The 24,290-nt window shown below is 58.5% G+C and carries 24 protein-coding genes; 4 read left to right on the forward strand and 20 right to left on the reverse strand.

Annotation, left to right across the window (positions count from 1 at the left end; genetic code table 11):
* Positions 1-14: 14 nt before the first annotated feature.
* Together ACZO0A_RS08670 and ACZO0A_RS08675 are read right to left on the reverse strand one after the other, a co-directional pair.
* Positions 15-665 carry a TIGR03936 family radical SAM-associated protein gene (locus tag ACZO0A_RS08670; RefSeq protein ID WP_291231436.1) on the reverse strand — a complete coding sequence of 217 codons (651 nt, stop codon included), beginning with the start codon at positions 663-665 and terminating at the stop codon, positions 15-17.
* Positions 640-2,505 carry a TIGR03960 family B12-binding radical SAM protein gene (locus tag ACZO0A_RS08675; RefSeq protein ID WP_215691874.1) on the reverse strand — a complete coding sequence of 622 codons (1,866 nt, stop codon included), beginning with the start codon at positions 2,503-2,505 and terminating at the stop codon, positions 640-642. The genes ACZO0A_RS08670 and ACZO0A_RS08675 overlap by 26 nt, the downstream gene beginning before the upstream one ends.
* A gap of 410 nt (positions 2,506-2,915) precedes the next feature.
* On the opposite strand from ACZO0A_RS08675, the gene ACZO0A_RS08680 reads away from it, so the two are divergent.
* Positions 2,916-5,177 (forward strand): hypothetical protein, encoded by a 2,262-nt coding sequence (locus tag ACZO0A_RS08680; RefSeq protein WP_302375498.1) that lies wholly within the window; start codon positions 2,916-2,918, stop codon positions 5,175-5,177.
* An 87-nt stretch (positions 5,178-5,264) separates the two neighbouring features.
* On the opposite strand, the gene ACZO0A_RS08685 is transcribed toward ACZO0A_RS08680, so the two are convergent.
* The 6 genes from ACZO0A_RS08685 to ACZO0A_RS08710 all read right to left on the reverse strand — a co-directional run bounded on the left by ACZO0A_RS08685 (position 5,265) and on the right by ACZO0A_RS08710 (position 10,023).
* Entirely contained in the window at positions 5,265-5,708 is a 444-nt protein-coding gene (locus tag ACZO0A_RS08685; protein WP_302375496.1) for a peptidase, read from the reverse strand.
* Entirely contained in the window at positions 5,698-6,486 is a 789-nt protein-coding gene (locus tag ACZO0A_RS08690) for a M23 family metallopeptidase (RefSeq protein WP_291210862.1), read from the reverse strand. Before ACZO0A_RS08690 ends, ACZO0A_RS08685 begins: the two co-directional genes overlap by 11 nt.
* 207 nt (positions 6,487-6,693) lie before the next feature.
* The gene (locus ACZO0A_RS08695) at positions 6,694-7,074 is read right to left on the reverse strand and encodes a hypothetical protein (protein ID WP_302375494.1); all 381 of its coding nucleotides are present in this window, start codon (positions 7,072-7,074) and stop codon (positions 6,694-6,696) included.
* Positions 7,075-7,088: 14 nt separating this feature from the next.
* Positions 7,089-9,296 carry a polyphosphate kinase 1 gene (ppk1, locus tag ACZO0A_RS08700; RefSeq protein WP_302149491.1) on the reverse strand — a complete coding sequence of 736 codons (2,208 nt, stop codon included), beginning with the start codon at positions 9,294-9,296 and terminating at the stop codon, positions 7,089-7,091.
* 15 nt (positions 9,297-9,311) lie between these two features.
* A complete protein-coding gene (locus tag ACZO0A_RS08705; RefSeq protein ID WP_215691869.1) occupies positions 9,312-9,665 on the reverse strand; it encodes a ComEA family DNA-binding protein in 354 nt (117 codons plus the stop codon).
* Positions 9,666-9,768: 103 nt separating this feature from the next.
* The gene (locus ACZO0A_RS08710; protein WP_215691868.1) at positions 9,769-10,023 is read right to left on the reverse strand and encodes a PRC-barrel domain-containing protein; all 255 of its coding nucleotides are present in this window, start codon (positions 10,021-10,023) and stop codon (positions 9,769-9,771) included.
* A gap of 83 nt (positions 10,024-10,106) precedes the next feature.
* On the opposite strand from ACZO0A_RS08710, the gene ACZO0A_RS08715 reads away from it, so the two are divergent.
* Positions 10,107-10,718, forward strand: coding sequence for an HAD family hydrolase (locus ACZO0A_RS08715; protein ID WP_215691867.1), 612 nt, complete (start codon positions 10,107-10,109; stop codon positions 10,716-10,718).
* A gap of 51 nt (positions 10,719-10,769) precedes the next feature.
* Here the strand turns inward: ACZO0A_RS08715 and ACZO0A_RS08720 are convergent, their stop codons facing one another.
* Positions 10,770-11,549 carry a SigB/SigF/SigG family RNA polymerase sigma factor gene (locus tag ACZO0A_RS08720; RefSeq protein WP_215691866.1) on the reverse strand — a complete coding sequence of 260 codons (780 nt, stop codon included), beginning with the start codon at positions 11,547-11,549 and terminating at the stop codon, positions 10,770-10,772.
* A gap of 120 nt (positions 11,550-11,669) precedes the next feature.
* On the opposite strand from ACZO0A_RS08720, the gene ACZO0A_RS08725 reads away from it, so the two are divergent.
* Positions 11,670-12,191: a hypothetical protein gene (locus ACZO0A_RS08725; RefSeq protein WP_302375492.1), complete on the forward strand. Its 522-nt coding sequence runs from the start codon at positions 11,670-11,672 to the stop codon at positions 12,189-12,191.
* A 113-nt stretch (positions 12,192-12,304) separates the two neighbouring features.
* On the opposite strand, the gene sigK is transcribed toward ACZO0A_RS08725, so the two are convergent.
* From sigK to ACZO0A_RS08740, 3 genes are all read right to left on the reverse strand, one after another.
* Positions 12,305-13,000 carry an RNA polymerase sporulation sigma factor SigK gene (gene sigK / locus ACZO0A_RS08730; protein ID WP_302375490.1) on the reverse strand — a complete coding sequence of 232 codons (696 nt, stop codon included), beginning with the start codon at positions 12,998-13,000 and terminating at the stop codon, positions 12,305-12,307.
* A 17-nt stretch (positions 13,001-13,017) separates the two neighbouring features.
* Positions 13,018-13,875: a sigma-E processing peptidase SpoIIGA gene (locus tag ACZO0A_RS08735; RefSeq protein ID WP_302370375.1), complete on the reverse strand. Its 858-nt coding sequence runs from the start codon at positions 13,873-13,875 to the stop codon at positions 13,018-13,020.
* 190 nt (positions 13,876-14,065) lie between these two features.
* Positions 14,066-15,490 (reverse strand): radical SAM/SPASM domain-containing protein, encoded by a 1,425-nt coding sequence (locus ACZO0A_RS08740; protein WP_486846216.1) that lies wholly within the window; start codon positions 15,488-15,490, stop codon positions 14,066-14,068.
* 268 nt (positions 15,491-15,758) lie between these two features.
* Between ACZO0A_RS08740 and ACZO0A_RS08745 the strand changes: the two genes are divergently transcribed.
* Complete coding sequence (locus tag ACZO0A_RS08745) at positions 15,759-16,319, forward strand: TetR/AcrR family transcriptional regulator C-terminal domain-containing protein (protein WP_302149490.1); 561 nt, start codon at positions 15,759-15,761, stop codon at positions 16,317-16,319.
* A 68-nt stretch (positions 16,320-16,387) separates the two neighbouring features.
* Here the strand turns inward: ACZO0A_RS08745 and ACZO0A_RS08750 are convergent, their stop codons facing one another.
* The 8 genes from ACZO0A_RS08750 to ACZO0A_RS08785 all read right to left on the reverse strand — a co-directional run.
* Positions 16,388-17,329: a hypothetical protein gene (locus tag ACZO0A_RS08750; RefSeq protein ID WP_486846217.1), complete on the reverse strand. Its 942-nt coding sequence runs from the start codon at positions 17,327-17,329 to the stop codon at positions 16,388-16,390.
* Between the two features lie 115 nt (positions 17,330-17,444).
* Positions 17,445-19,817, reverse strand: a complete 2,373-nt coding sequence (locus ACZO0A_RS08755) for an endonuclease MutS2 (RefSeq protein ID WP_302375487.1) — start codon at positions 19,815-19,817, stop codon at positions 17,445-17,447.
* A 17-nt stretch (positions 19,818-19,834) separates the two neighbouring features.
* Positions 19,835-20,587 (reverse strand): DNA repair protein RecO, encoded by a 753-nt coding sequence (gene recO, locus ACZO0A_RS08760; RefSeq protein WP_302375484.1) that lies wholly within the window; start codon positions 20,585-20,587, stop codon positions 19,835-19,837.
* 281 nt (positions 20,588-20,868) lie between these two features.
* Entirely contained in the window at positions 20,869-21,780 is a 912-nt protein-coding gene (gene era, locus ACZO0A_RS08765; RefSeq protein ID WP_302375482.1) for a GTPase Era, read from the reverse strand.
* Positions 21,761-22,261, reverse strand: coding sequence for a diacylglycerol kinase (locus ACZO0A_RS08770; RefSeq protein ID WP_302375480.1), 501 nt, complete (start codon positions 22,259-22,261; stop codon positions 21,761-21,763). The genes era and ACZO0A_RS08770 overlap by 20 nt, the downstream gene beginning before the upstream one ends.
* Positions 22,251-22,751, reverse strand: coding sequence for an rRNA maturation RNase YbeY (ybeY, locus tag ACZO0A_RS08775; RefSeq protein WP_294715098.1), 501 nt, complete (start codon positions 22,749-22,751; stop codon positions 22,251-22,253). The genes ACZO0A_RS08770 and ybeY overlap by 11 nt, the downstream gene beginning before the upstream one ends.
* 19 nt (positions 22,752-22,770) lie before the next feature.
* Positions 22,771-23,751, reverse strand: coding sequence for a PhoH family protein (locus ACZO0A_RS08780; RefSeq protein ID WP_302375477.1), 981 nt, complete (start codon positions 23,749-23,751; stop codon positions 22,771-22,773).
* Positions 23,752-23,889: 138 nt separating this feature from the next.
* On the reverse strand, positions 23,890-24,290 hold a 401-nt coding region (locus ACZO0A_RS08785; RefSeq protein ID WP_486846218.1), incomplete at its 5' end, for a hypothetical protein.

Below are 24,290 nucleotides of genomic sequence, written 5' to 3' on the forward strand. Positions count from 1 at the left end.
GGGGAAGGCTTTTCTTACTCGAAGTCTTTGCCCGCCTTATTATAAAGGTGCGTGCGCAGCACGCGGCACTGCCAGACCGGGGCGGCCCCCTGGGTGCGCAGGAAATCCGTCAGCAGCGAGGGGTTCAGGCTCAGTGCCTCGCCGCTGCCGCAGGGCAGCATTGCTGTAAAGCGCAATGTGTCCCCCTCCACCGTGTAGGCAATGCGGTCTAGGTAGTTCTTCAGTTCCAGCGTTTTTTGTCCGCGCTTCGTCTTTTTCGTGACCTCGGCGTGCTCGGCGTTGTTGTAGGCATCCAGCGCAATGGCACTGCTTGCCGGCATCGTGACCTCATAGGCCGCTGTCTCGATCTCGCCGACTTTTTCCACCGCCGGGGCAATTTTTGTGATGACAATGCCCCGCGGCATCAAGGGCTGCAATGCGTCGATCCAAGTTTGCGGTTCGATCGTCTCCTGTTCGGTCTTGACCTCGCAGCTCTCACATAAGCTCTCCTGTCCCAGAGACAGCGGGCAGGTGAAGGACAGGTAGATATGGGGGTTGAAGCCCTGGGTATAGTACACCGGCAGGCTGCTCATTTTCAGCATCCGGTGGAACACCCGCTGCAAGTCCAGCAGTGAGATATACGCAGCCTCACCGCACTTTTCAAAGAATATCCTGATTGTAGTCAAAGCACGGTCCTCCGATCAGTTTATTGGCACCGCAGGCGCTGCACTGGCGGTTGCAGGGCTGGGTGGTCCTGGCTTCCAGCGCTTTTTTGTACTCCCGCACCAGATGGGCCTTTGTCACGCCGACGTCAAGATGATCCCAGGGTGTGACCTCGTCCAGGCCGATGGCGCGGTAGTTGTAGAAGTCCGGGTCGATACCGCAGGTCTTAAAGGCATCCAGCCAGCGGTCATAGTCAAAGTATTCTTCCCACGTATCGAAGAACGCGCCGTTCTCGAACGCTGTCTCGATAACGCGGCCCATGCGGCGGTCGCCCTTGGCGAAAACGCCTTCCAGCACGCTGGTGGTGCTGTCGTGGTAGTTGACCTTGATTTTGCGGGAATGCACGCAGCTGAGCAGATATTTCTGCTTCTCGCGCAGGGCTTCGCGGCGGTCCTGGGCGCAGAACTGGAACGGCGTGTCGGGCTTGGGCACAAAGCAGGCCACGCTGATCGTCACCTGTACGCCCTTGCCCTTCGGGCGGTTGGGGATTTTGTAGAAGAGATCCACGACCTGCTGGGCGGTATCGGCAATACCCTTGATATCGTCCAGTGTTTCGGTGGGCAGGCCCATCATAAAGTAGAGCTTGACCGAGGTGTACCCTTCCGAGAAGGCAATGCGGCAGCCGCGCTCGATCTGCTCCCAGGTGACGTTTTTGTTAATGACGTCGCGCAGGCGCTGGGTGCCGGCTTCGGCGGCAAAGGTCAGGCCGCTTTTTCGTACCTTCGTCGTTTTTTCGACCAGAGATTCCGAGAAATTGTCCACGCGCAGTGACGGCAGCGACAGGCTGACATGGTCAGCCTCGGCCCAGGAGTTCAAATTATCCAAAATTTCTTCCAGCCGGGAATGGTCGGAGGTGGACAGGCTCGACAGGCTCAGTTCGTCATAGCCTGTGTTGCGGCAGAGCGCACGGGCGCTGTCGCTGATGAGCTTAGGGCTGCGCTCGCGGAAAGGCCGGTAGAGCTGGCCCGCCTGGCAGAAGCGGCAGCCGCGCACGCAGCCGCGCAGCACCTCGACACAGGCGCGGTCCTGCACCGCGCCGACAAGCGGCACAACGAAGTTTTCCGGCGGGGTGAAACTGTCCATATCCTTGACGATGGCCTTGGTCACACGGGCCGGGATGCCCGGGCGGTTCGGGGTCACGGCCTCAATGCGGCCATCCTCCTTGTAGGTCACATCGTAGAAGGACGGCACGTAGACGCCGGGGATCTTCGCCAGCGCCAGCAGCAGCTGCTCTTTGTTCCAGCCCTGCTTTTTGCCCTGTTCAACCGTTGCGCAGATATCTTGCAGCATCTGTTCGCCCTCGCCCAGCTGCATAATGTCGAAGAAATCCGCCATCGGCTCGGCGTTGCAGACGCAGGGGCCGCCCGCAATAATGAGCGGCCACCGCTCGTCGCGGTCAGCCGCCCGCAGCGGAATACCCGACAGGCGCAGCATAGCCAGGACGTTTGTGTAGGCCAGCTCATATTCCAGCGAGAAGCCGACGATATCAAAATCGCACAGCGGATCCTTGCTTTCGAGGCAATAGAGCGGAATGTCCAGCCGCTCCATCTGTTCTTTCATGTCGGTCCAGGGCATAAAGGCACGCTCACACCACCAGTTTTCGTGGCGGTTCAGAATGTCGTACAGGATTTTTTCGCCCAGGAACGACATACCGATTTCGTAAGTGTCCGGGAAGCAGAACGCCATGCGCACATCCACTTTGGATTTGTCTTTGTAGATGCAGCCCGGCTCGCCGCCCGTGTAACGTCCCGGCTTTTGTACCAGACTCAGGGCCTCTTTAAATTTCGGGGAAAATTCCGCCATATTGGTGAACCATCCTTGTTTGTATTGTGCCGTAAATCACTTTTTGGCAATAGTAAATTTATTATACGCTGCCACCGCCAAAATTGCAACCATTTACCCTTGTATGTGCCAAAAAGGTAAAAAAGGTTGATTTTCGGAAGTTTGCACAATTTTTTTCAGACTTGATTGAGCGAACTGCCACGGCTGTGACCGCAAAGCGTTGATTTCGCTGCGTGTTACCGGCGTTACGTTGCGCATTTGTTGCGCGATTTACAGGATACCCCCCCCCGGACTTTTGGGCGTGTTGACAGGTGGTTTTAAACATGCTAATATCACTATTATATATTTATGGTTACATTTGTACGTGCATTTTTCGGCGGAATTTGTCAGGGATACGTACAGGGTATAATACAGTTTTAGGAGTGGTACTTGTGAGAAAACGGTTGTTCATATTTGCGGCTGCAACCTGCTTTGCGCTTTCTGCTTTTGCAACCCCTGCCTTTGCAGGGGAACCAAACCTTACGGATGGGCCAACGATCGGCAGCGAGGCCCCCGTGCAGTCTGACGGGAATTCTAACGGGAATCCTGGCGGGAATTCTGACGGGAATGCGAAGAAAGATGCGCCGCCCAGCGGCAGTGATGACGGTTTGCCCAATGGGAGTGATGATGGGCCGACGGATGACGGCTCCACTGTTGGAGGTGAACAGGAAAAAGACAACGGTAATGCAACCCCCGGTACAAGCCATGACCCTGTTGCAGGTGGCAGCGCGGGCAGCGCAATGACTCTGGCAGGGACAATTGCCGTGCAGAACGTGCAGGCTTGGATAGATACTAATCCTGCTACTTCCACCGGGAGCGCCACCTTTACCTTAGACGACGATTTCACGACGGATCAAGGCTTATTGTTTACAGGGGATTCCACTGCCTCTGCTGACAGCCGCCAGACCTTTATTATTGATGCGCAAAACCACAACATAACTTTGAACGATTACGGTATTGGCGCTACGGATTGCAATGTTATCATCAAGAATTGCCCCACGTTGACGATTAAAGCCCACCGGCACCCGGTTCCAGGTGTTTTTGCCTCTGCCTGCTACTTTGGGCACGCAACATTGACGCTGAGTAACTGCACCAATGTTACGATTGAGAACGATGAAAAAGATCAGCGCGCCAGCGGCATCAGCGTATATGACGAGGGCAGCCTGTATTTCGATAATAAAACGAACGTTGCAATTTCGGGGTATATGGCTGAGGGTTGCAGTGGCATTTACATGGATCGCGATGATCAGAATTATGATGAAATTTGCGGTTCGATCAACGTCGTTAACAACTCTTCTCTAACCGTAACCAAATGTTTCCATAACGGCATCACTGCAAACCCTTACGATATTAACGTAACCGGCCATTCCGTATTGACCGTAAAGAATAACGGTGATAGCAACAAGCCTTATCAGCATGAGGGCGGCATCGGCTGTTATTTTAGTACACTCACGATTTCTGAGCATTCCAGCGTCATTTCCGAGGATAACGGCGTTTATTACGGTGTATATACCCACAATCTTAAAGTAGATGGCACATCCGACATCAAAGCACTCAATAACGGAATGTTCGGCGTTGTTCTCAGCGGCGAGGGCATTTTGAGCAGTGGTGCAAAACTCATTGCTGAAGGCAACTGTGATTTCGGTGGTGCTGGTGTCATGACCGAAAAATACGCCCCAGACGATGAAGCGTATTGGGGACGCCTTACGGTAGAAAATGGTGCCACCTTGTCTTCCTGCGGCAATTATGACCATGGCTTTGATAACGGATATATGTTTACAGTTAGCCCCAGTGCTCATGTTTATTTGAACGAAAACCTTACAACCGGTCTTGACAACTATCCCGGTGCTACAACAACCGTTGAGGAAAAAGCCGACTTTACTATTACTGGGAACCACGGTCGTGGTATCAAGAACGGAAACTCTCATACGAATTTTATCGGCAAACCTGCCATCCTTGTTTTAAAATCCGGCCTTATTGCAGAAAACAATAAAACAGCTGGTATCCCCGGCTATAGTGATGTTCCTCCACTGCAAAACTTGGGTGGCGGCATCTACAACGAGAATGGCCATGTAACACTTTATAACACTACCAAAGTTTATAATAACCATGCTGAAGTGGCCGGCGATGACCTTTATAATGCCAATACAGAAGGCAACAGCTTCAACATCATTGCACTGGAACCCGGCGCAAAGTGGAGTGTTTTGGACGACGGAAAAATCATTGACGACTGGTATCACGATGACAAAGGCGAAGAAAACCGTTGGAAGGAAACAAACGCTAGAAATAATACCGTCACCGTTCTTCCCCTGGGCGCGGCGCTGAAAGCGGCACATGGTATAAATGCACCTACTCCTTCGCCGAAGCCGGCGGAACCGACAGCCGCACCCACAGCCGCACCCACAACAGCCCCTACCGTAGCCCCCACGGCTGCGCCTACAACAGCACCTGCCGACAACACCGCAACGGCTGCCCCCGCCACCCCGGCGCCCACGGCACAGCCCACTGTGACCGCCACACCCGCGCCCACCGCGCAGGCATCCGGTGTTATCCCCCAGACGGGCGACAGCTCTTCCCCCGCCTTGTTCAGCATTCTGACGCTGGGCAGTATCACCGCCCTCTGCGTGCTGCAAAAGCGCCGTAAATCCAAATAATCCAAATTAAAACAACCCCCGGAGACCGTGCGTCCCCGGGGTTTTGCATTTTGTGGCAACGGCTGCGGGCGGAGCAAAGCCCCGCCCCTACGTTCTCCCTATGCCGTGAAGTGCCCCCGCAATGCGCCAGCCATCCAGCCCCGGCAGGGGCAGAAGGTTACTGCCGCCCACCAGCAGGTTACAGCAGGCAAACCAATACCCGCCGTAGCTGTACCCTGCCCCGCGCATGAACAGCAGCACCGCCGCGCAGGCCAGCAGGTTGGCCAGCGGCCCGGCGGCAGCCAGCAGAAGCTCCTGCCAGGCGGTCATGGGCAGGCCGCGCAGTCGCAGGCAGATACCAAACGGCGACACTTCCAGTTCCGGCCAGTGCCCCCACAAAGCGCGGTAGGCCAGCGCGTGGCCGCTCTCGTGCAGAATCGCACAGCCCAGCCCCACCCGTACAAGGCCGCTGCCGTCCAGCGCCAGCAGCACGGTCAGGCCAAACAGCACCGCCAGCGGCCTGCGCCAGGTGATTTTGGGCCTACGCTGCATCCTGTAAAGCCTGGGCCGGGTCGTACCGCAGGCCCTTGTGCAGTATCTCAAAATGCAGGTGCGGGCCGGTGGCGTTGCCGGTCTGCCCCACCGTGCCCAGCGTCTGCCCGGCGGTCACGCGCTCCCCCGCGCGGACAAACAGGTATTGCATATGTGCGTACAGCGTCTCGTCGCCGTCGGCGTGCAGGATGCGGACATAGTTGCCATAGCTTTTATGGCTGCCCGCCGTGCGCACCACGCCGTCTGCGGCGGCCAGTACCGCCGTGCCCCGGGCCGCTGCCAGGTCATTGCCAATGTGGAAATCGTCGCCCAGGCCGCCCATGGGGTCGGTGCGCCAGCCATAGCCGGAGGTTTTGCGGGCAAAGTGCCCCGGCAGCGGGAAGCAGAGCGCAAAGTCCGGGGTGTAGCTGTCCTCGCTGGCGTAGGCGGGCGGTGTCGGCTGGCCGTGGGGCGTGCGGGCTGTCTCGGGCGCGGCGGTGAAGTCGTCCCACATACTGCGGGCGGAGTTTGCCAGTTCCTCGGCAGTCTGCTCAGTGAATTTCAAAAGGCCGCGTTCCTCCCCCAGCAGCAGCGATTGTTCTGGCTGTGTGGCGGCGGCAAAGGCACGGCGCAGCACCGGATACGCGGGCCAGCCCAGCAGTTTGGCCGCCAGCACAAAGCCGACTGCGGCCAGGCACAGCAAAATCTGCGCCCACAGGACCAAATCTTCCTCACTGCGCGGACGTGCGGGCGGTCTGGGCGGCTCGCGCTCCTGCATCGGGGCTGCATCTTCCCACATGGCGTACACCTCCCCTGTTTTTTACAACAGTATGCGGGAGGGGAAAAAAATATCCGCCCCGAAAGGCGGATGGAAGATTGGTTATAACGGCACACGGCCACGGCTTTTCCGCAGGAGGTCGTTTTCCTTACAGGTCAGGCTTCGGCAAGCCCGCCTCTTATCCGGCCTCGCACACTCGGCCACCTTCCCCCATCGGGGGAAGGCTCTTTACGCGCCCAGCGTCTGGCGCAGCATTTCCAGGCGCTCGTTCATCAGCTTGGCGGGCTTGGTGAACAGGCCCAGGCCGTTCACATCCAGCGTACACTCCACACTGGTGGAGTCGCCGCCGCCCAGCAGCAGCGCCGTAAAGGTACCGCTGATCTTGCCCTTCTGGAAGCTGCAGCTCAGGCAGCGGGGCTTATCCTTGCGGGTAAAGACGATTTGGGTCTCGCCGCCGTCGGTGTTCTTCTCGGTGGCTTTCATGCCATCGTCGCTTTCCTCGTACCCGCTGACGTCCTTGCGCCAGTTGTTCAGGGTGGGCTTGGTCAGGTAGAGCCAGACCTTGTTGGGGTCACAGGCGTAATTTGCGGTCACTACACAGCTTTTCATGGTTTGGGTTCTCCTTATTTTTTCCCGCGGCCAAACAGGTTTTGCAAAAGGCTGGCGCGTTTGGGGCGCAGCGCTGCGTGCTGGCGGGCCACAGGTTTTGCAGTGGCCTTGGCGGCCGCTGTTTTGGGCTTTGGCTTGGCTTTGGGCTTCTCGGGGGCCATCTCAAAGCCGTACTGGAAATAGCCGAACATTGCCATCTGGCTGTCCACCGGGGGCTGGCCCTCGGCGGGGCGCACCTTGGTGTAGGTGCCGTCCGGCTGCATCTCGCGGGCGTTCACGGTGTCGCGCAGCTGCAAATCGAGAATACCGCGCAGCTTTTTGGCGATAGCCGGGTCGTCCACCCGGACGCCGACCTCGACGCGGCGCTCGGTGTTGCGGGTCAGGAAGTCGCCGGAGGCGATATAAATGCGCATATTCTCGCCGCTGCCGAAGCAGTAGATGCGGGAATGCTCCAAATACCGCCCGACCAGGCTGCGGATATGCACGTTCTCGGTGCGGCCCGGCACGCCTGCCCGCACGCAGCAGATGCCGCGCACGATCATATCCACGCGCACGCCCGCGCAGCTGGCCTCGCTGATCTTATCAATAATCTGCGGGTCGTTGATGGAGTTGTTTTTGAGGATAATCGACGCGGGCTTTCCCTGCATGGCAAGGGCGATCTGGCGGTCCATTTCCTCGAGCAATACGCTCTTGAATCGCAGCGGCGCGACGAGCATCGTGTCGGCCTCACTGGTCAGGCGCTGCAGGGCCATATTGTTGAACACGGCGCTGGCTTCCTCGCCGATCTCCTGCCGGGTCGTGATGAAGGACAGGTCGGTGTACAGCTCGCTCGTCTTTTCATTATAGTTGCCGGTGCCGATCTGCGTCAAGTATTTATATTGGCCGTTGACGCGGCTGGTGATAAGGGTCAATTTGGAATGTACTTTATAGTCATCGAAACCGTAGAAAACCGTGCAGCCGGCATCCTCGAGCTGCTTCGACCAGTCGATGTTGTTCTGCTCGTCAAAGCGGGCGCGCAGCTCGACCATGGCGACGACTTCCTTGCCGTTCTCGGCGGCGGCAATCAGGGCGTTGACGATCTGGGAGTCGCTTGCCATGCGGTAGAGCGTCATTTTTATCGATACAACGTCCGGATCCGCGCCCGCGCGCAGCAGCATTTTAATAAACGGGCGGATACTCTGGTACGGGTAAGCCAGCAGCACATCATGCTTGCGCACCTCGGTGTAGAGGTCGTACCCTGCCGGGGCCTGCATCGGCCTGGCGGTGGGATAGAACAGCTCCGTGTGGCCGCCGTCGCCGGAGATACGCCCGGCCAGCTTGAACAGTGCGCCGGAGTCGAGCGGCGAAGTCTGGGTATAGCAGCGGTCCGCCGGGACGACGAGCTTGTCCCGCAGAAACTTGACGATTTCCTGCGGGGCGTCGGGCCAGAATTGCAGGCGCACAGCGGCGAGCTTGCGGCGCTTTTTCAGCAGTTCGCTCATGACGTCGCGGAAGTCAACGTCGTGGTCCATCATGCCTTCGTCGACCGTGATATCGGCATTGCGGGTCACGCGGAAAAGGCACTGCTTGGTCACGGTGCTGGCGCTGAAAATCGTGGCGGCGTAATGGGCGATGAGCTCTTCCACAAAGGCGAAGCAGGCCGTCTCGCCGTCCTTGACGAAGAGTACGCGCTCAAACTGGCTGCTGACCGGCACGATGCCGTAGCTGACGCCCTCGTTTTTCGTGTGCAGCTGGGCGATGTAGTAGATATCCTTGTTGTTCAAAAACGGGAATGGATGGCGGGAGTCGACAATTTGGGGGCTGAGCAGCGGGAACAGTTCGCGCTGGAAGTAGGTTTTCCAGAAATGCTCCTGCGGCTTGGACAGCTTGGCGAAATCGACTTTCCTGTAGCCCTCGGCGGCCAGTGCCGTGACAAGGTGCTGGAAATATTTATCGCACTTGGCCTGCAATTCCGCCACGCGGGGCGTGATGGCGGCAATCTGCTCGGCGGCGGTCATGTGGGTGACGTTGTCGGTCTTGTTGTTTTTCAAGAGCGTTTGGTCGTAGAGCGAACCGACGCGCACCATAAAGAACTCGTCCATGTTGCTGCCAAAGATGGCGGCAAACTTGATGCGCTCGCCCAAAGGCACGGTCTTTTCCTTTGCCAGGGCCAGCACGCGGCTGTCAAAGTCGAGCCAGCTGAGTTCACGGTTGATGAAGATACTTTCCGGCTTTTTTTCCAAGTTGATCTCCTCCATTTATTGTACGGCGGCAAGGCCCGCCCAGCTTTCTGTCATGCGCAGGGATATCCCCTTGACGTTGGCTGCGTCAGCCAGCGACGCAAATGCGCCGTGGGCGGTGCGGTATGCGACAAGGGCGGCGGCTTTCTCGGGGCCAAGGCCCGGCAGGGTGGTCAGCTCCTCGGCAGTAGCGGTGTTGATGTTGATGATTGCCGGGGCGGGGGTCGGCGTCGGCGCTGCCACAGCCGCCGGGATATACACAGCTGCGGGGCTTTGCGGCTGCCACACAGGCGCGATGAGGAACAGCGACCCCAGGATAATCAACGCCGCTGCGGCAGCCGTCAGCGCTGCGAGTTTCCGGGTTGTCTGCATGGCCGTGTCCCCCATTTCCTGTTGAATTTTAATTATAGCACATTGCTCTAAAAAAAGCATCCGCTTTTGCGGAATTTTACACAAAATATACGATTTTCTTGCCTTAGCGGCGGCGGGTACCGGGCAGCGGCTCGGCGTCGACCATAATAGCATCGGTGCCGATGGTCTTGATGCTCTCCCACGGGAGGATCAGGTCATCATCGCAGCCCAGCAGACCAAAGCAGTGCGCCCGCCCGCGCAGGATGACCGATTGCAGCCGCGCCCCCCGCTCGTCAAAGACGATATCGTCGATGCGGCCAAGGTTTTCGCCGGTTTTCAGCTGGATGACATCCTTGTTGCTCAAATCACGCAATGTCATGAGATAGCCCCCTTTCTCTTGTATCCTATGCAAATTGCGTGTATAATAGTAGAAAATATGCTATGCACCTTGCGGAGGTTTTTATGTATAAAAATATTATTTTCGATTTTGGCGGCGTTGTGGTGGATTTTGCCCCCAAGGATTTCTTGATGGACCATTTCATGAACCGCCGCGCTGAGGAGGAAACCTACGAGCTGGTTTTCGGCAGCCAGGAGTGGCAGGATCTGGACCGGGGCACCATCACCCGCGAGGCCGCCAACAAGCAGATGTTAGAGCACGCCGCCGAGGCAGGCCGCATATTTGAGGTGCAGACCTGCATTGACGAGTGGGCCACGATGCTGCGCACAAAAAAGACGACCGTGCAGATCATGCGCAAGCTGAAAGCCGCAGGCTACCGGCTGTACTACCTGACGAACATTCCCACCGACATCATGGACGAGCTGCGCCAGCGGGAGTGGTTCTCACTGTTCGACGGCGGGATTGCGTCCTGCGACGTACACCTGTGCAAGCCCGAGCCGGAGATTTTTACAACGCTGATGCAGACCTGTCGCCTGGCCTACGATGAGTCGATTTTTGTGGACGACAACAAGGCAAATGCCCAGGCCGCGTACAACCTGGGCATCACCGGTATTTTGTATAAGAACCCGAAGTCCTTCACCCGTGCGCTGGGAGCGTGCGGGATCGAGATTGAGTAAAGCATAAATGACCCGCGGCGTCCGATTTGGATGCCGCGGGTTTTGTTTTGCTTAGTCCGCGCAGATTTGCTCTTTAATATGCTTCAGGGCGGCCTTTTCCAGGCGGCTGACCTGGGCCTGACTGATGCCGATTTCCTGCGCCACCTGGGTCTGGGTCTGGCCGCGGAGATACCGCAGCGCGATGATGCGCCGTTCCCGGGGTGTCAGGGCCTTGACCGTGTCACGGAACATCATATCGCTGATCCAGTTTTCCTCGCCTGCGTTGTCCCGCAGCTGATCCACTAGGGCAAAGCTGTCCTCACCGTCGGAGTAGACCGGCTCGTACAGACTGGCGGGCGTGACGGCGGATTCCAGCGCCATGGCGACGTTTTCGGGGCTTTGGCCCACCTTGGCGGCGATCTCGGATATTTTCGGCTCGCGGCCATTCTGCTTTTGCAGTTCCTCCCGCGCCTGCATCGAGTGGTAGGCCAAATCACGGATGGAGCGGCTGACCCGCACGGCGTTGTTGTCCCGCAGGTAGCGCTTGACCTCGCCCACGATCATCGGCACACCGTAGGTGGAAAACCGCACATTCTGCGCCGGGTCAAAGTTATCGATGGCTTTGATAAGCCCGATGCAGCCCACCTGGAACAGGTCGTCCATATTCTCGCCGCGGCTTGCGAATTTCTGCACGACGCTGAGCACCAGCCGCAGGTTGCCCTGCACCATCTCCTGCCGGGCCTGGCGGTCACCCGCGCGGGCCGCCTTGATAAGGCGGGCTTTTTCGGCTTCGCTCAGCACCGGTAGGCGGGCGGTATCCACGCCGCAGAGTTCTACTTTTCCAGCATACATCCTGTTGACCCCCAGTTTTTATTTACCGGGAGTATGGGCCGGTATGCGCCGCGGCAAACCGGTAAATTTTGCACATTGGGCTGCGGCGGCGCATAGCATACGAAAAAGGAGGGGGTTTTTATGATGGATTCCCTGTGGTTTGTCATTGTGCTGGTACTGCTGGCCGTCGTGTCGGTGGCGCTGGTCCTGGTGCTGGTTTTGCGGCGGGAGGAACTGCGCGACGGCCGCGAGACCCGCACCGAGTATTTGCAGCCCAACTATGGGCAGACGGGTGGGTTCCGGGTCGCGTCCACGCCCAACAACGAAATCATCATTCCCTACCGCTACTGGCTCATCGAGGGATGCGTCTCGGAAATCGATTACAACATTGTACCTGGGCGGCGGATGAGCCTGCGCACCGCGAAGCAGGGGCAGATGTTATACCCCGCCGGGTTCTTTGACCTGGCGTTTGAGGATGTGCAGCAGTATGAGATCGACGGCATCACGGTCACACAGCGGCAGAACGCCGGGCGTATCACCGGCATCAGCTGGGCGCGGGATGGGTACGAGTATCTGCTGTATTCAATGCAGCCCGAAATGAACATGGTCGTCGGGCTGGCCGTGGAGTTTGTGACGAATACGCGGGCAGAGCCGGTGGTGTAGAAGGCATTGCCCTGTAGGGGCCGCACATGTGCGGCCCGCGGCTTTCCGGGGACTCCTGCTGACGGGCAGGCCGCGGGCCGGGCATGCCCGGCCCCTACGAAGCTGCAGATTTTTTAGCCCACTGCCTCCAACTCCCGGCGTAATCTGCGGATAATGCGCTTTTCCAGCCGCGAGATATAGCTCTGGGATATGCCCAACGTGTCGGCGACTTCTTTCTGGGTGTGTTCTTCCTCGTGGTTCAAGCCGAAGCGCAGCTCCATGATACGCCGTTCCCGGTGGGAAAGCCGCTGCACTGCGCCGCGCAGGGCCGCACGTTCGGCATTGCGTTCCAGTTCCTCGCCCACCTGGGGGTCGTCGCTGGTCAGCACATCCATCAGCAAAAGTTCGTTGCCGTCGGTGTCGGTGTTCAGCGGCTCGTCAATGCTGGCATCCTGCCGCCGGTTGGAACTTTTCCGCAGGTACATCAAAATTTCATTCTCGATACATCGGCTGGCGTAGGTCGCCAGCTTGATGTTTTTCGTAGGTTCAAAGGTGTTGACCGCCTTGATAAGGCCAATCGTGCCTATCGAGATCATATCCTCAATGCCAGCCGACGGTGTCTCAAACTTTTTGGCAATGTACACGACAAGCCGCAGATTATGTGTAATGAGCAGATCCCGCGCTTGGGGCCGGCCCGCTGCCAGTGCGGCCAGGGCGGCGCGTTCCTCATCGGGCGGCAGCGGCGGCGGTAATGTGTCCGCTCCGTTGATGTAGTGCAGCTCCTGCGGGGCGGCCAGCCGCAGCCACAGCAGGTACAGTTCTTTGAGCATGATGTTCTCCCCCTTTGTCACAAAAAATCATTGCCGTACAGCGCTTCGTAGGCGGTGCTGCCAAAGCTGCGCGGTGCAAACACCACGGCGCTGCGGCCCAGGCCCAGCACACCTTTCTCGGTGATAAGGCCAATACCCGGCACCGCAAAGCCGGGCAGCAGGGTTCTGTCTGCCGCCGTGCCGCAGGGCACCAGCCGCAGCCGTGCGCCGGGCGGCGGATCTGCCTGGGTGGCTCCGGCGAACCATTGCTCCAAAAAATCCACCGCTGGCCCGGGCAGCCGCGCCTTGGCATCCGGGTAGCTGACGACGAGCACCGGCAGACAGGTGATGGGGTCGCGCAGGTGGCAGCCGGTGTCCGGTGCCGCCCGCAGCCGGATGGGCTGGCCGCAGAGCTCAAATTCCAGCCCGACAGTTTTTATCGGGGCGTCCCGCCGCATCAGCAGCCGCAGGCCAAGATCCACTGCGCCGCAGCAGACGCCCGACAGCGCCAATAAAAGCAGCGGCGAAACGCGCAGATACACCGTCAGGTTGGCCGTATCCGCTGCCCGCGTGCCGGTGCGCAGAACGGCCAGCAGCACCGCCCCCGCCAGGGCGATATTTAGCGCTGCATACCAGCAGGCCGCCGTGACCAGCCGCCGTTTGCTGCGCCAGCCGAAAGCCGCCGCCGTGATGGCCAGTGCCGTGGTGATTTTGTAGACGACCTGCACCAGGTAGGGCTGGGGCGGCGCAAACAAAATAAGCGACGACATCGCCGCCAGCCCACTGCCCGCCAGCATCCGCACGAACCCTCCCCGCTGCCCGCTGAGCGCCCCTGCCGCCAGCAACAGGAAATAGGCCATGAGGAAATTCGTCAGCAGCAGCACATCCAGATACACTACCGTTTTGATAGGCCCACCTCCCCTGCATTGGCTCTGTTACCACTATATGCGCGGCCGGGTGAGAAAATCCGGGAACGGTGAAATGTCCGAAAACATGACAAGCCCGGTGCCTCCCCCAAGGAGGATGCCTTTCAACGCAAAAACGCCCCGCTGCAAAATACAGCGGGGCGCAGGAGCTTATGCTATTTTACTTGGATGCGCAGGCGGAGCAGCTGGCGCAGGAGGCACAGTCGGGGTGCTCCTCGGCCCAGATGCGGTCAGCGGAGGGAGTCCACTGGTCGGCATAGGGGCGGCAGCGGCGGAACACATCATCCGTAGATTCCGGCTGCTGCATATCGGTGCTGTGGGCACCGCTGCGCTTGACCATCTCACCCAGCAGCTCGGGGTTTTCGAGCATCGGGCAGGGGCGCAGGTGGTTGTGGTTGAAGGGCTGGCCCTTGTGGTATTCCTTGAACAACGGCTGCTGCAGGCACTCGAGCAGGCTCTTGTCGTGGATGTTGGCGTTGGAGTAGTGGATGAACACGCAGGGCTCCACATCACCGGCCGGGTTGATATGGGCATACTGACGGCCGCCGGCAATGCAGCCGTCGATGTACTCGCCGTCGTTCTGGAAGTCGATGCAGAAGATAGGCTTGCCGCCGGTGTAGCCGCGGATCTCACGGACACGGTGGATCATATACTCGCGCTGCTCAGCGTTCAGCATCAGGTCAACATTGGCACCGTCGCCGATGGGCATATAGTGGAAGTACCAGTTGAAGCGCACGCCATGGCTGATGAGCATATCCATGAACTCATCGCTGGTGACGGCCTTGTAGTTAGCGCTGGTGTAGCAGATGGAGGTACCGAACAGCAGGCCATTCTCCTTCATCAGATCCATGGCGTGCATGACGCGGTCATAGACGCCCTCGCCGCGGCGATCGTCGGTGGCATCGCCGATGCCCTCGATGGAGATGAAGAAGGCCATGTTGCCGACTTCCTTGGCGCGGTCACAGAAGGCCTGGTCAATCAGCGTGCCGTTGGTGAAGAGGTGGAACACCGAGTTCTGGTGCTTGGCGGCCAGCTTGAACAGGTCCTCCTTGCGGCAGGTCGGCTCACCGCCGGTACACATATACCAGTGGATGCCCAGTTCCTCACCCTCGGTAACGATGCGATCCATATCCTCAAAACTCAGGTTCAGGCGGTTGCCGTACTCAGCAGCCCAGCAGCCCTTGCAGTGCAGGTTGCAGGCGGAAGTCGGGTCGAACAGCAAAATCCACGGCATGTTGCAGTCGTACTTCTTGCGCAGCTCCATGACGTAGTTGTAGCCTGCGAACATACCCTCGTACACGAGGTTCAGGGTGTTCATCTTCAGGATATGGGGGTCGATCTCATTGATGGCCTTGTAGGCGTACTCCATCCACTTGCTGTTGGGGTCGGACACGAAGGAGCGGACCTTGTCCCAGTCGGCATCGGGGTAGCGGTGGGCAAGCAGGGGCTGCGCCAGGTTGACGAGCTTGACAGCCTGCGCGGCCATATTTTCAGGGCCTTTGCCGCGCACTGCGTTGATGGCGGCATCAATGGCAGCGCTGAACGCTGCACGCTGGGCGGCATGAACCACTTTATTCATCGGCATGATAGATTGCTCTCCTTTTCTTTCTCCGTTTTATGGCCTTATTTTATGCTTTTTCGCGGCGTTGTGTACATAGACAAAAGCCGGGGAGTGTTCAATTTAAAGCCCGCAAACCGCGCCGCTATGGGCAAAACCAAACATTCTGGCTGAATTGTCATACAAAACCCGCCGCAGTTTTTGCGGCGTGGCAGTGAAATATTTGGACTTTTTGTCGGAAATGTGCTATAATGATTATACGTAATTTTACCACCGATAAAGCAGGAGAATTGCTATGCCGCGTTCCAATCAGACAAAACATCTGCTGGCCCAGAGCCTGCAGGAATTGATGGCTACGACCCCGCTGGAAAAGATCTCGGTCAATGATATCGTTGACCACGCAGGGGTGGGCCGCAACACCTTCTACTACCATTTTGAGGATAAATACGACTTAGTGAACTGGTATTTCCAGAGTGGCATCACCCAGTTTTTGGTAGAGCGCAGCGCCTATTCCAGCTGGGATTCCCTGCTAACAGCACTGAAAGCCTATTTCCTGGAAAACAAAGTGTTCTACTGCAACGCCTTGGCCTACAACGGACAGAACAGCTTGCAGCAATATATGTTCGATTATCTCTGCTCCATCTTTGCGCAGAATGCGCGGGAGCTGAAAGCGGATATTCCTGCCGAGGAGGCAGCAAAAATCGGCCAGTTCTTTTCCGGCGCGATGATGGGCGTGCTGATTCCCTGGGTGTTCGGCGGGATGAAGAGCAACACCCTGGCGGCGGTATCCGATTTGTCCATTCCGCTGTTTAACCACGAGATCATGCAAAGCCTGCTGCGCGGCGAAACACAATAAGCAAAGCGACCCTGTACCCGATTTTACCATCGGTACAGGGTCGCTTTTTGTTGAAGTATGCGAACTTTTCAGCCCAACTGCAGCGGGAAGGTCTCCCCTTCTGCCAGCACGGAGCCGAAGGTCATATGCTCGAAAATGCGGTTGTTCAGGTATTTGACATCGCCGTCCCAGTCCAGCAGCAGAACCGGCTTGCCGGTCTCCATGCGGCCATCCACGATGCTGCGGCGCAGCTTGTGGGAGCTTTCCGCCGAAATACCGGGCTTGCGGGCGCACATACAGAAAAGTGTTTCCTGAGCAATGCTCTCGAGCCAATCGTCCTGTGTGACCTCATCAACGGTGTCATCGTCCACAAGCACCGTCAGAGCATAGAACATTTTTTGCGCTTTTAGGCGACGGGCGGCGCGGCAGGCCTCCGCCGTCAGTTCCGGCGTCTGCAATAGCGGCATGACGACGAGGTTGCGGCAGGCCGTCAATGCGTTGACGCAGGCATCATCCAGCGCGGCGGGGTCGGCCAACAGGCCGAAAGCACTCTGCGGGTTGGCCTTAGCAAGCGATACGGCCTGCACAGGGTCGTTGGCTGTGGCGTCCAGCAGCCAGACGAAGCTGCCTTTTTTTACCGCCTTGGGTACCATATCTGCCAGGCGTTCGTCGCCGCAGCGGGCCGCCGTGATCCAGGCGATGGGCTTGCCGTCCACGTCCGCCTGCTTTTTCATTTCGCTGGCACCGTAGATCAGCCCGCCGAAGCCCATATTAACGCCGACGGTGCAGATGCGGTCCTCCTCCACCGAGTCCAGCAGACGGTGGATCATGCTGTAATAGCAGCTGTCCGTGCGCTGCAAAGCCTTTTGCGCGTAGGCAAAGAAGTCTTTCTGCTGCGGCTTTTTTGCCAGTGTGGCGCACATATCCACATAGTTGCGCAGCTGCCGGAAGCCCCCGCGGCGGATATCCCCCACCGCGCGGTGCGCCAGCGTCATCGTAAAGCTGCGCGTGCTGTTATAATCCATTGCCAAAGCGTTCACTCGCTTTCTTGTTGATTTAATGCTCAGACACTCATCATGATACCTTTAGCATAGCAGATGTGGCGAATGATTGCCATAGACAAAAATGCAGGATTGTTTTGAATTTTTACTTTAATTCCACCACAGTTACGCCGTTTTCGCCCTCGCCATAGCGGCCGGGGCGGAAACTCTTGACCGCCTTGTGGGTGCGCAGGTGCTTTTGGATGGCCGTGCGCAGTGCGCCGGTGCCGTTGCCGTGGATGATGTAGAGCGTCGTCTGCCCGCGCAGCATACCGCTGTCCAGGAACTTGTCCACCTCGTTCAGGGCCTCGTCCACCGTGTAGCCAAGCAGGTTGATTTCCATACTGGCCTTACGGGATTTATCCAGCTGCACGCGGGTGGAGCGGTGGGGTTCGGCGGGCTTGCGCTTCTCCATCTTGTCCGGTGCGCGCAGGTTGGAAAGCGGCACCTTCGTTTTCATGATACCTGCGCGAACCTCGACCATATTGTTGCGGTCGGGGCGGGCCGTGACGGTGGCCGTCTGGCCAAGATCCGCAATGACGACCTCCTGGCCGATCTGCACTTCTTTGAGTGGGACGAACTCTTTGACCGGCTTCGGCTTGGCGTCGGTCTTTTTGAGCAATGTCTCGGTGTCCTTGCGGGCAATTTCCCGGGCACGCACGGCACGCTGGGCGGCGCTGGTCTTTTCGTCCTTCTGGATGCGGCGCAATTCATCGGTCAGGCTGTACGCCTCGTTCTGCACCTGCTGCATCAGGTCATGGGCCTGGCGGCGGGCGTTTTCGAGTTCTTCCTCACCTTTTTTAATTAAGGCGTCGCGCTTCTTTTCTGCGCTTTCGAGGGCGTGCTCGGCGTCGTACTTGGCCTGTTCGGCCTCGGCCTGGGCCTCTTTCAGCTGGACTTTCAGATCGTCCAGCTGGGAAAGCACGCTGTCCAGCCGCTTGTCATCGTTGGACATATGATTGCGCGCGGCATCAATGATTTCTTCCGGGATGCCAAGCTTGGAGCTGATGAGGAACGCGTTGGATTTGCCCGGCACGCCGACGCTGAGTTTATAGGTGGGCATCAGCGTCTCCACGTTAAATTCGCAGCTGGCATTGACGACGCCGAGAGTTTCCAGCGCGTAGACTTTCAGTTCTGCGTAGTGGGTCGTCGCCATCAGCAAGCTGCCCTGGCGGCGCAGCCGTTCCAGAATGCTGACAGCCAGCGCTGCGCCCTCGGCGGGGTCGGTGCCCGCACCCAGCTCGTCCAGCAGGGTCAGGGTAGCGTGGCCTGCCAGATCCAGAATGCCGCTGATGCGCTTCATGTGGCCGGAGAAGGTGGACAGGCTTTGCTCGATGCTCTGTTCGTCGCCGATATCCACGAGGTATTCCTCAAAGTGGCAGACGATGCTGCTCTCATGGGCGGGAATCAGGAAACCGTACTGGGCCATGGCGTTGAGCAGGCCTGCGGTTTTTAAGGACACCGTCTTGCCGCCGGTGTTGGGGCCGGTGATGACAAGCGTGTCGTAGTCACTGCCCAGCTCGATGTCCACCGGCACGACTTTTTTCTTGTCGATGAGCGGGTGGCGGGCCTTGTTCAGCTTGAAATAGACCTTGTCGCTGACAGCAGGCATAAAGGCGTTCTGCTCGACAGCCAGCCGCGCTTTTGCCAGCAGCAGGTCGATTTTCAGCATAGCATCGTAGCTATACGTGAACTGTGGCTCCAGTGAGCCGACCTGTGTGGAGAAGGACGTCAGGATACGGGTGATTTCCTCCTGCTCCTGGGCGCGCAGCTGCATAATGCGGGCATTGGCCTCGACAACCGCCGTCGGCTCAACGAACACCGTCGCGCCGGTAGAGGAAACGTCATGGATAACGCCGCCCACCTCACCGCGGTACTCGGCGCGGACCGGCACGACATAGCGGCCATTGCGCAGCGAAACAACGGCATCCTGCAGGAATTTGTTGGTGGTGGAGTTGCGGATGATGTTATCGAGTTTGGTGCGGATGGAATCCTCGGTCTGGCGGATTTTGCGGCGCAGATCGTGCAGCGTTACGCTGGCGGTATCGGCCATTTCCTCCGGGGAAAGAATGCTCTCGCTGATTTGTTTTTCCAGCACCGGCTGCGGGGCCAGCGAAAAAAACAAATCGTCGGTGGGAAGCATTTCGTGCTCGCTCAGGCCGTACCACTGGCTCAGGCCCGAAAAGTTGCGCAGCGTCGCGGCAATTTCCAGCAGTTCGCCCATCGAGAGGATGCCGCCCTTGCGGGCGTGGGCGACGATGCGGCGCACCTCGCGCACGCTGCCGAAGCGGGGGCTGCCGTTTTTGATGAGCAGCGCGTTGATGGCGTTGGTCTGAGCCAGGTCGTAGCGCTCGTCCTCAATGGTGGGGGCGGGTTCCAGGGCCTGCATCATCTCCTTGGTTTCCTGGCAGGCGCACAGCTGCACAGCCCGGGCAAGGACCTTGTCCAGTTCCAGTGTTGTTTTATAAGCGGTATCCATACAGGGTTTTGGTCTCCTTACTCAAGTACAGTTTTTAAAAAGTCCAGCGTTTTCAGCCCATGTTCCAGGTTCGCCAGCGTGTACTGCTCGCTGACACGGGAAAGATCTTTCAGGCTCTCAGGTGAAATCTTGAAGCCGAATACTTTTTTATCCTCGACCGTCCAGAAGATATGGCGCATGGCATACAAGGCCCCTGCGTCCAGGTTCGGGATATGGCGCTGCCGCTCGGCACAGTCAGCGCAGAGCAGCAGCCCGCCCACTGTGTCCAGGTAGAATTCTCCCCCTTCGTATTTGCCGCAGCCCGCGCACATACGCAGATCCGGCATATAGCCCGCCTTAGACAGAGCACGCAGCTCGTAGACGGCTTTCAGCTGCCGCCATGGATAGCGGCGCTCACCGATCAGGTACAGGCAGTTCAGCAGCAGACGCAGTTGGGCGTCGGCCTCACCTTCCGCCGGTGTAGGGGAAAGCTCCATGGCGATCTCCGCCATATAGCTGGCCAGGGCCATACCCTCGACCGTGGCAGATACGCCATGAAACACTTTTTTGATTTGCGCCGCGTCCACAAAAAAGTGGCTGCGGCCGCTGGACAGGGAAAATTCAGAGTAGCAGAACAGGCCCGTGGCACTGAACAGCGGGCTTTTCATCCGCAGACTGCCCCGGGCCGAGGCCGATATGACCCCCAGGTCAGGCGTCAGGATCGTCAGGATTCGGTCGGCCTCCCCCACCTTGACCTGGCGCAGCACCAGACCCGTTGTTGCAATTTGCATATACGTCCTCCCGTGCTGCGTTCTGCTGTGTTTTATACGTTAGGTAGTCATAAATGCTGCCGGTCTGCGCAAAGCGCCGCCAGCCGTCCGCCGCATTGTCCATGCCGTCACCCCCATGGCAACAGGATAGCACAGGCGCGGCGGGGATGTTGGCGGAATACGGTGTCGGAAGAAATAACGGGATGCCCCCAACGGCGGCCAGAGGACTGGCCGCCCTACAGGGGCTGCCTCCGGTGTAGGGCGGTCAGTCCCCTGACCGCCGCAGCAGCCGTGGCATTTTGTTACGGCTTGGCGAACCCCAGCGAGTTCAGCTGCAATTCGTTGTCGCGCCAGTCCTCGCGGACTTTGACCCAGCACTGCAGGTTGACCTTGACGCCGAGCAGCTCCTCAATATCCATCCGGGCGGCAGAGGCGATTTTTTTGAGCATCTGGCCGCCCTTGCCGATGATCATGCCCTTGTGGCTCTTGCGCTCACAGTAGATGTCCACATCAATGTCGATGAGGTCCTTGTCGGGGCGCTCCTTAAAGCGCTCGACCACAACGGCAATGCCGTGGGGGACCTCCTCCCGCAGGAAGAGCAGGGCCTTCTCGCGTACGAGTTCGGCGACGAGTTCCTTCTCCGGCATATCGGTGAAGGCGTCATCGTCGAAATAGTGCGGGCCTTCGTTGCCGTAGGGCTTGAGCATGGCAAACAGATCGTCACAGCCGGTACCGTCCTTGGCTGAGATCGTGACAATATGATCAAAGCAGCCGAAATCTTCAATTTCCTTTTTGCGGGCCTCCAGCGCAGCAAAGCTGTCGAGCAGGTCCACCTTGTTGATAACGGCGATGGCAGGCCCGCCCTTCTGCAGCGCCTTGACCATCGTCAGCTCTGCATCGGTAAACTCCCCTGCCGGCTCAAACAGCATCATCGTCACATCAACATCCTTGAGGCTGGCGGCGGCGGTCTGGGTCATGCGGGCGTCCAGCTTGTTGCGGGCCGCGTGGATGCCGGGGGTATCCATCAGCACATACTGCACCGGGCCTTTGGTGATGACGCCGGTGATGCGGCTGCGGGTCGTCTGGGGCTTTTTGGTCACGATTGCGACTTTTTCGCCCACAAGGTAGTTGGTCAGGCTGGATTTGCCCACATTGGGGCGGCCGACCAGCGCCACAAAGACGCTGGACGGCATTTCAGGAATCGGTTTTGCCATTCGGTTGTTTGCCTTTCTCTGTTGAGTTGGAAGAACGGAAAATAAATTTGTAAAATACAATCAGCGTGAGCAGAAGCCACAGCGGGCGTGTCGGCCGCGCGGTAAAGGCCGCCCACAGAATGTCCAGCCGCGGCCAGAACAGGCATACCGCCACAACGACCGTGCCGATGGCCATGACAAGCACCGCACCTGCCGCCATATCCTTGGCCGCGCCCGCAGTCCACCAGTGGGTGGTATCGGGCTTGTCCACCGCGCGCTCAATTGCGGAGTTGACAAGCTCCAGCGCCAGCACCGCCGCCACACAGAGCGCGATCAGGGCTGTTTCCACCGCAGGCAGCTGCGCCCAGTAGGCTGCCACAAAGGCATAGAGCGCCGCACACAGATGAAAGCGGAAATTGCGCTCCTCCCGTATGGCGGCGCGTATGCCGTTGTAGGCGTAGACAAAGCCGCGGGCGAAGCGGGTCAGCGGCTCAAATTTCATCGCTGGTATAGGAAACGGTGCGCGGCAGGCCGAGCTGGATGAGCACAGCCTCCTCTTTTTCGCGCATGCGCACAGCCTCCAGACCACCGGCCTCATGGTCGTAGCCCAGCAGGTGCAGCATGGAATGTACGGTCAGATAGGCGACCTCGCGCTGCAGGGAGTGGCCGTACAGTTCAGCCTGCTCCATCGCGCGCTCCATCGAGATGACGATATCTCCCAGCAGCTTGCAGCCGTTGTCCTCGTCAATGTCATACTCGCCGTTTTCCCCCAGAGGGAAGCTGAGCACATCGGTGGCGGAGTCCTTACCGCGGTACTCCCGATTCAGCTCATGGATGCGGCTGTTATCCACAAAAGTCACGCTGATCTCGGCCGGGCCGTCAAAATGCTCGAAATCCAGCACCGCATTACAGCTGCGGCGGATCAGGATGCGCAGGCCGGAAGGGACCTTTACCACATTCTGGTCGTTCGTGATCAATACCTTATTGGACATGGAAATCGACCTCCGTTTTTTATTTATGGTTTGCTTCGCCGCGGGTCTTCTCCTCGGCGGCTTTTTCATAGGCTTTTACGATCTGCTGCACCAGCCGGTGGCGCACCACATCCTTTTCAGTCAGACGCACCTGCGCGATGCCCTCGACATCCTGCAGGACATGCAGCGCGTCGATCAGGCCGCTGCGAACCTTATCCGGCAAATCGATCTGGGTCACGTCGCCGGTGACAACGACCTTGCTGCCGACGCCCATGCGCGTTAAGAACATCTTCATCTGCTCAGGCGTGGTGTTCTGGGCTTCATCCAGAATGATAAAGGCGTCGTCCAGCGTGCGGCCGCGCATATAGGCAAGGGGCGCGACCTCGATGACCTGCTTTTCAAACAATTTCTGAAACGTCTCCGCGCCCAGCAGGTCAAACAGGCCGTCATAGAGCGGGCGCAGGTATGGGTCAACTTTATTTTGCAGATCGCCGGGCAGAAACCCCAGCTTCTCGCCCGCTTCGACCGCCGGGCGGGTCAGGATGATGCGGCTGACGTCTTTTGACTTGAACGCCTTGACAGCCATCGCCACGGCCAGATAGGTTTTGCCGGTACCAGCCGGGCCGACGCCAAAGGTGATGGCGTTTTTGCGGATGGCCGCCAGGTATTCCTTCTGCCCCAGGGTCTTGGGGTGGATGGGGCGGCCCTTGGCGGTGACGGCGACAAAGTCGTCGGTCAGCTCCCGCAGGCGTTTTTCCTCACCGCCATGGGCCAGGCTCATGCAGTAGCGCACGGTCTGTTCCTCCAGCGGGGTGTGGTTTTCCATCAGCGTGACCATGCCCTCCACCGCGCGGGCGGCGGCGTCCACATCCTTCTGCTCGCCGGTAAAGCGCAGCACCGAGCCACGGCATACCGCTGTAACGCGGAATTCTTTTTCCAGCAGGTGGATATTCTGGTCGCCGCTGCCAAAGATGGCGGCAGCCAGTTCAATGCTGTCCAGTTCAAGAGATCGTTCTGCCAATATACGTTCCTCCATGGGATAGTTGGTTATAGGCCCAGCTATACATTTAGATTATATCACAGTTTTCCGCAAAAGAAACTGTGAATATTGCACAAAATTTTGCGTTTCATTTCGTCACTGTCCGCAAAAATTGTCGAATTACCGCGTCCGGGCAATGTCGGCGGTAAAAATATAGGTCACAGCGGCGGCAGCGGTGCCGTTTTCAGTGGTGGTTTCACGCTGTTCGGCTTCGATTTCCGCATCTGGGAAGTCCCGCAAAAGCTGGGCGCGGCAGGTGCGGACAGCCAGCGCGACGGCTGCGGTGTCGGTCAGGCGCACCGGCTGGGTCTGCTGCTCCCAGGTCGTCACGCGGCAGATACAGGCGGGCAGCGCCAGGCGGCCCAGCCGCAGCGGAAGCCACTCGGTCTGTTCCTCGCCGGCCAGCAGCGTTTCGGCGGGCCGGGTGTGAGCATAGCCGGGCAAGTAGAGCGTTTCCGCCGCACTGCTGCGGCCGGTGTAGACAAGAGCCTCGTATTCCAACGCCTGGGCGGCGGTGTATT

This window comes from Gemmiger sp., assembly GCF_057431175.1.

What these genes read in the sequence shown, in the direction of transcription:
- ACZO0A_RS08770 (WP_302375480.1), bottom strand. Translation starts at nt 22,261, where the DNA reads ATGAAATTTGAGCCGCTGACCCGCTTCGCCCGCGGCTTTGTCTACGCC.
- ybeY (WP_294715098.1), bottom strand. Translation starts at nt 22,751, where the DNA reads ATGTCCAATAAGGTATTGATCACGAACGACCAGAATGTGGTAAAGGTC.
- sigK (WP_302375490.1), bottom strand. Translation starts at nt 13,000, where the DNA reads ATGCTCAAAGAACTGTACCTGCTGTGGCTGCGGCTGGCCGCCCCGCAG.
- ACZO0A_RS08745 (WP_302149490.1), top strand. Translation starts at nt 15,759, where the DNA reads ATGCCGCGTTCCAATCAGACAAAACATCTGCTGGCCCAGAGCCTGCAG.
- ACZO0A_RS08710 (WP_215691868.1), bottom strand. Translation starts at nt 10,023, where the DNA reads ATGACATTGCGTGATTTGAGCAACAAGGATGTCATCCAGCTGAAAACC.
- era (WP_302375482.1), bottom strand. Translation starts at nt 21,780, where the DNA reads ATGGCAAAACCGATTCCTGAAATGCCGTCCAGCGTCTTTGTGGCGCTG.
- ACZO0A_RS08740 (WP_486846216.1), bottom strand. Translation starts at nt 15,490, where the DNA reads ATGCCGATGAATAAAGTGGTTCATGCCGCCCAGCGTGCAGCGTTCAGC.
- ACZO0A_RS08695 (WP_302375494.1), bottom strand. Translation starts at nt 7,074, where the DNA reads ATGAAAAGCTGTGTAGTGACCGCAAATTACGCCTGTGACCCCAACAAG.
- recO (WP_302375484.1), bottom strand. Translation starts at nt 20,587, where the DNA reads ATGCAAATTGCAACAACGGGTCTGGTGCTGCGCCAGGTCAAGGTGGGG.
- ACZO0A_RS08690 (WP_291210862.1), bottom strand. Translation starts at nt 6,486, where the DNA reads ATGTGGGAAGATGCAGCCCCGATGCAGGAGCGCGAGCCGCCCAGACCG.
- ACZO0A_RS08755 (WP_302375487.1), bottom strand. Translation starts at nt 19,817, where the DNA reads ATGGATACCGCTTATAAAACAACACTGGAACTGGACAAGGTCCTTGCC.
- ACZO0A_RS08705 (WP_215691869.1), bottom strand. Translation starts at nt 9,665, where the DNA reads ATGCAGACAACCCGGAAACTCGCAGCGCTGACGGCTGCCGCAGCGGCG.
- ACZO0A_RS08720 (WP_215691866.1), bottom strand. Translation starts at nt 11,549, where the DNA reads ATGTATGCTGGAAAAGTAGAACTCTGCGGCGTGGATACCGCCCGCCTA.
- ACZO0A_RS08715 (WP_215691867.1), top strand. Translation starts at nt 10,107, where the DNA reads ATGTATAAAAATATTATTTTCGATTTTGGCGGCGTTGTGGTGGATTTT.
- ACZO0A_RS08725 (WP_302375492.1), top strand. Translation starts at nt 11,670, where the DNA reads ATGATGGATTCCCTGTGGTTTGTCATTGTGCTGGTACTGCTGGCCGTC.
- ACZO0A_RS08675 (WP_215691874.1), bottom strand. Translation starts at nt 2,505, where the DNA reads ATGGCGGAATTTTCCCCGAAATTTAAAGAGGCCCTGAGTCTGGTACAA.
- ACZO0A_RS08685 (WP_302375496.1), bottom strand. Translation starts at nt 5,708, where the DNA reads ATGCAGCGTAGGCCCAAAATCACCTGGCGCAGGCCGCTGGCGGTGCTG.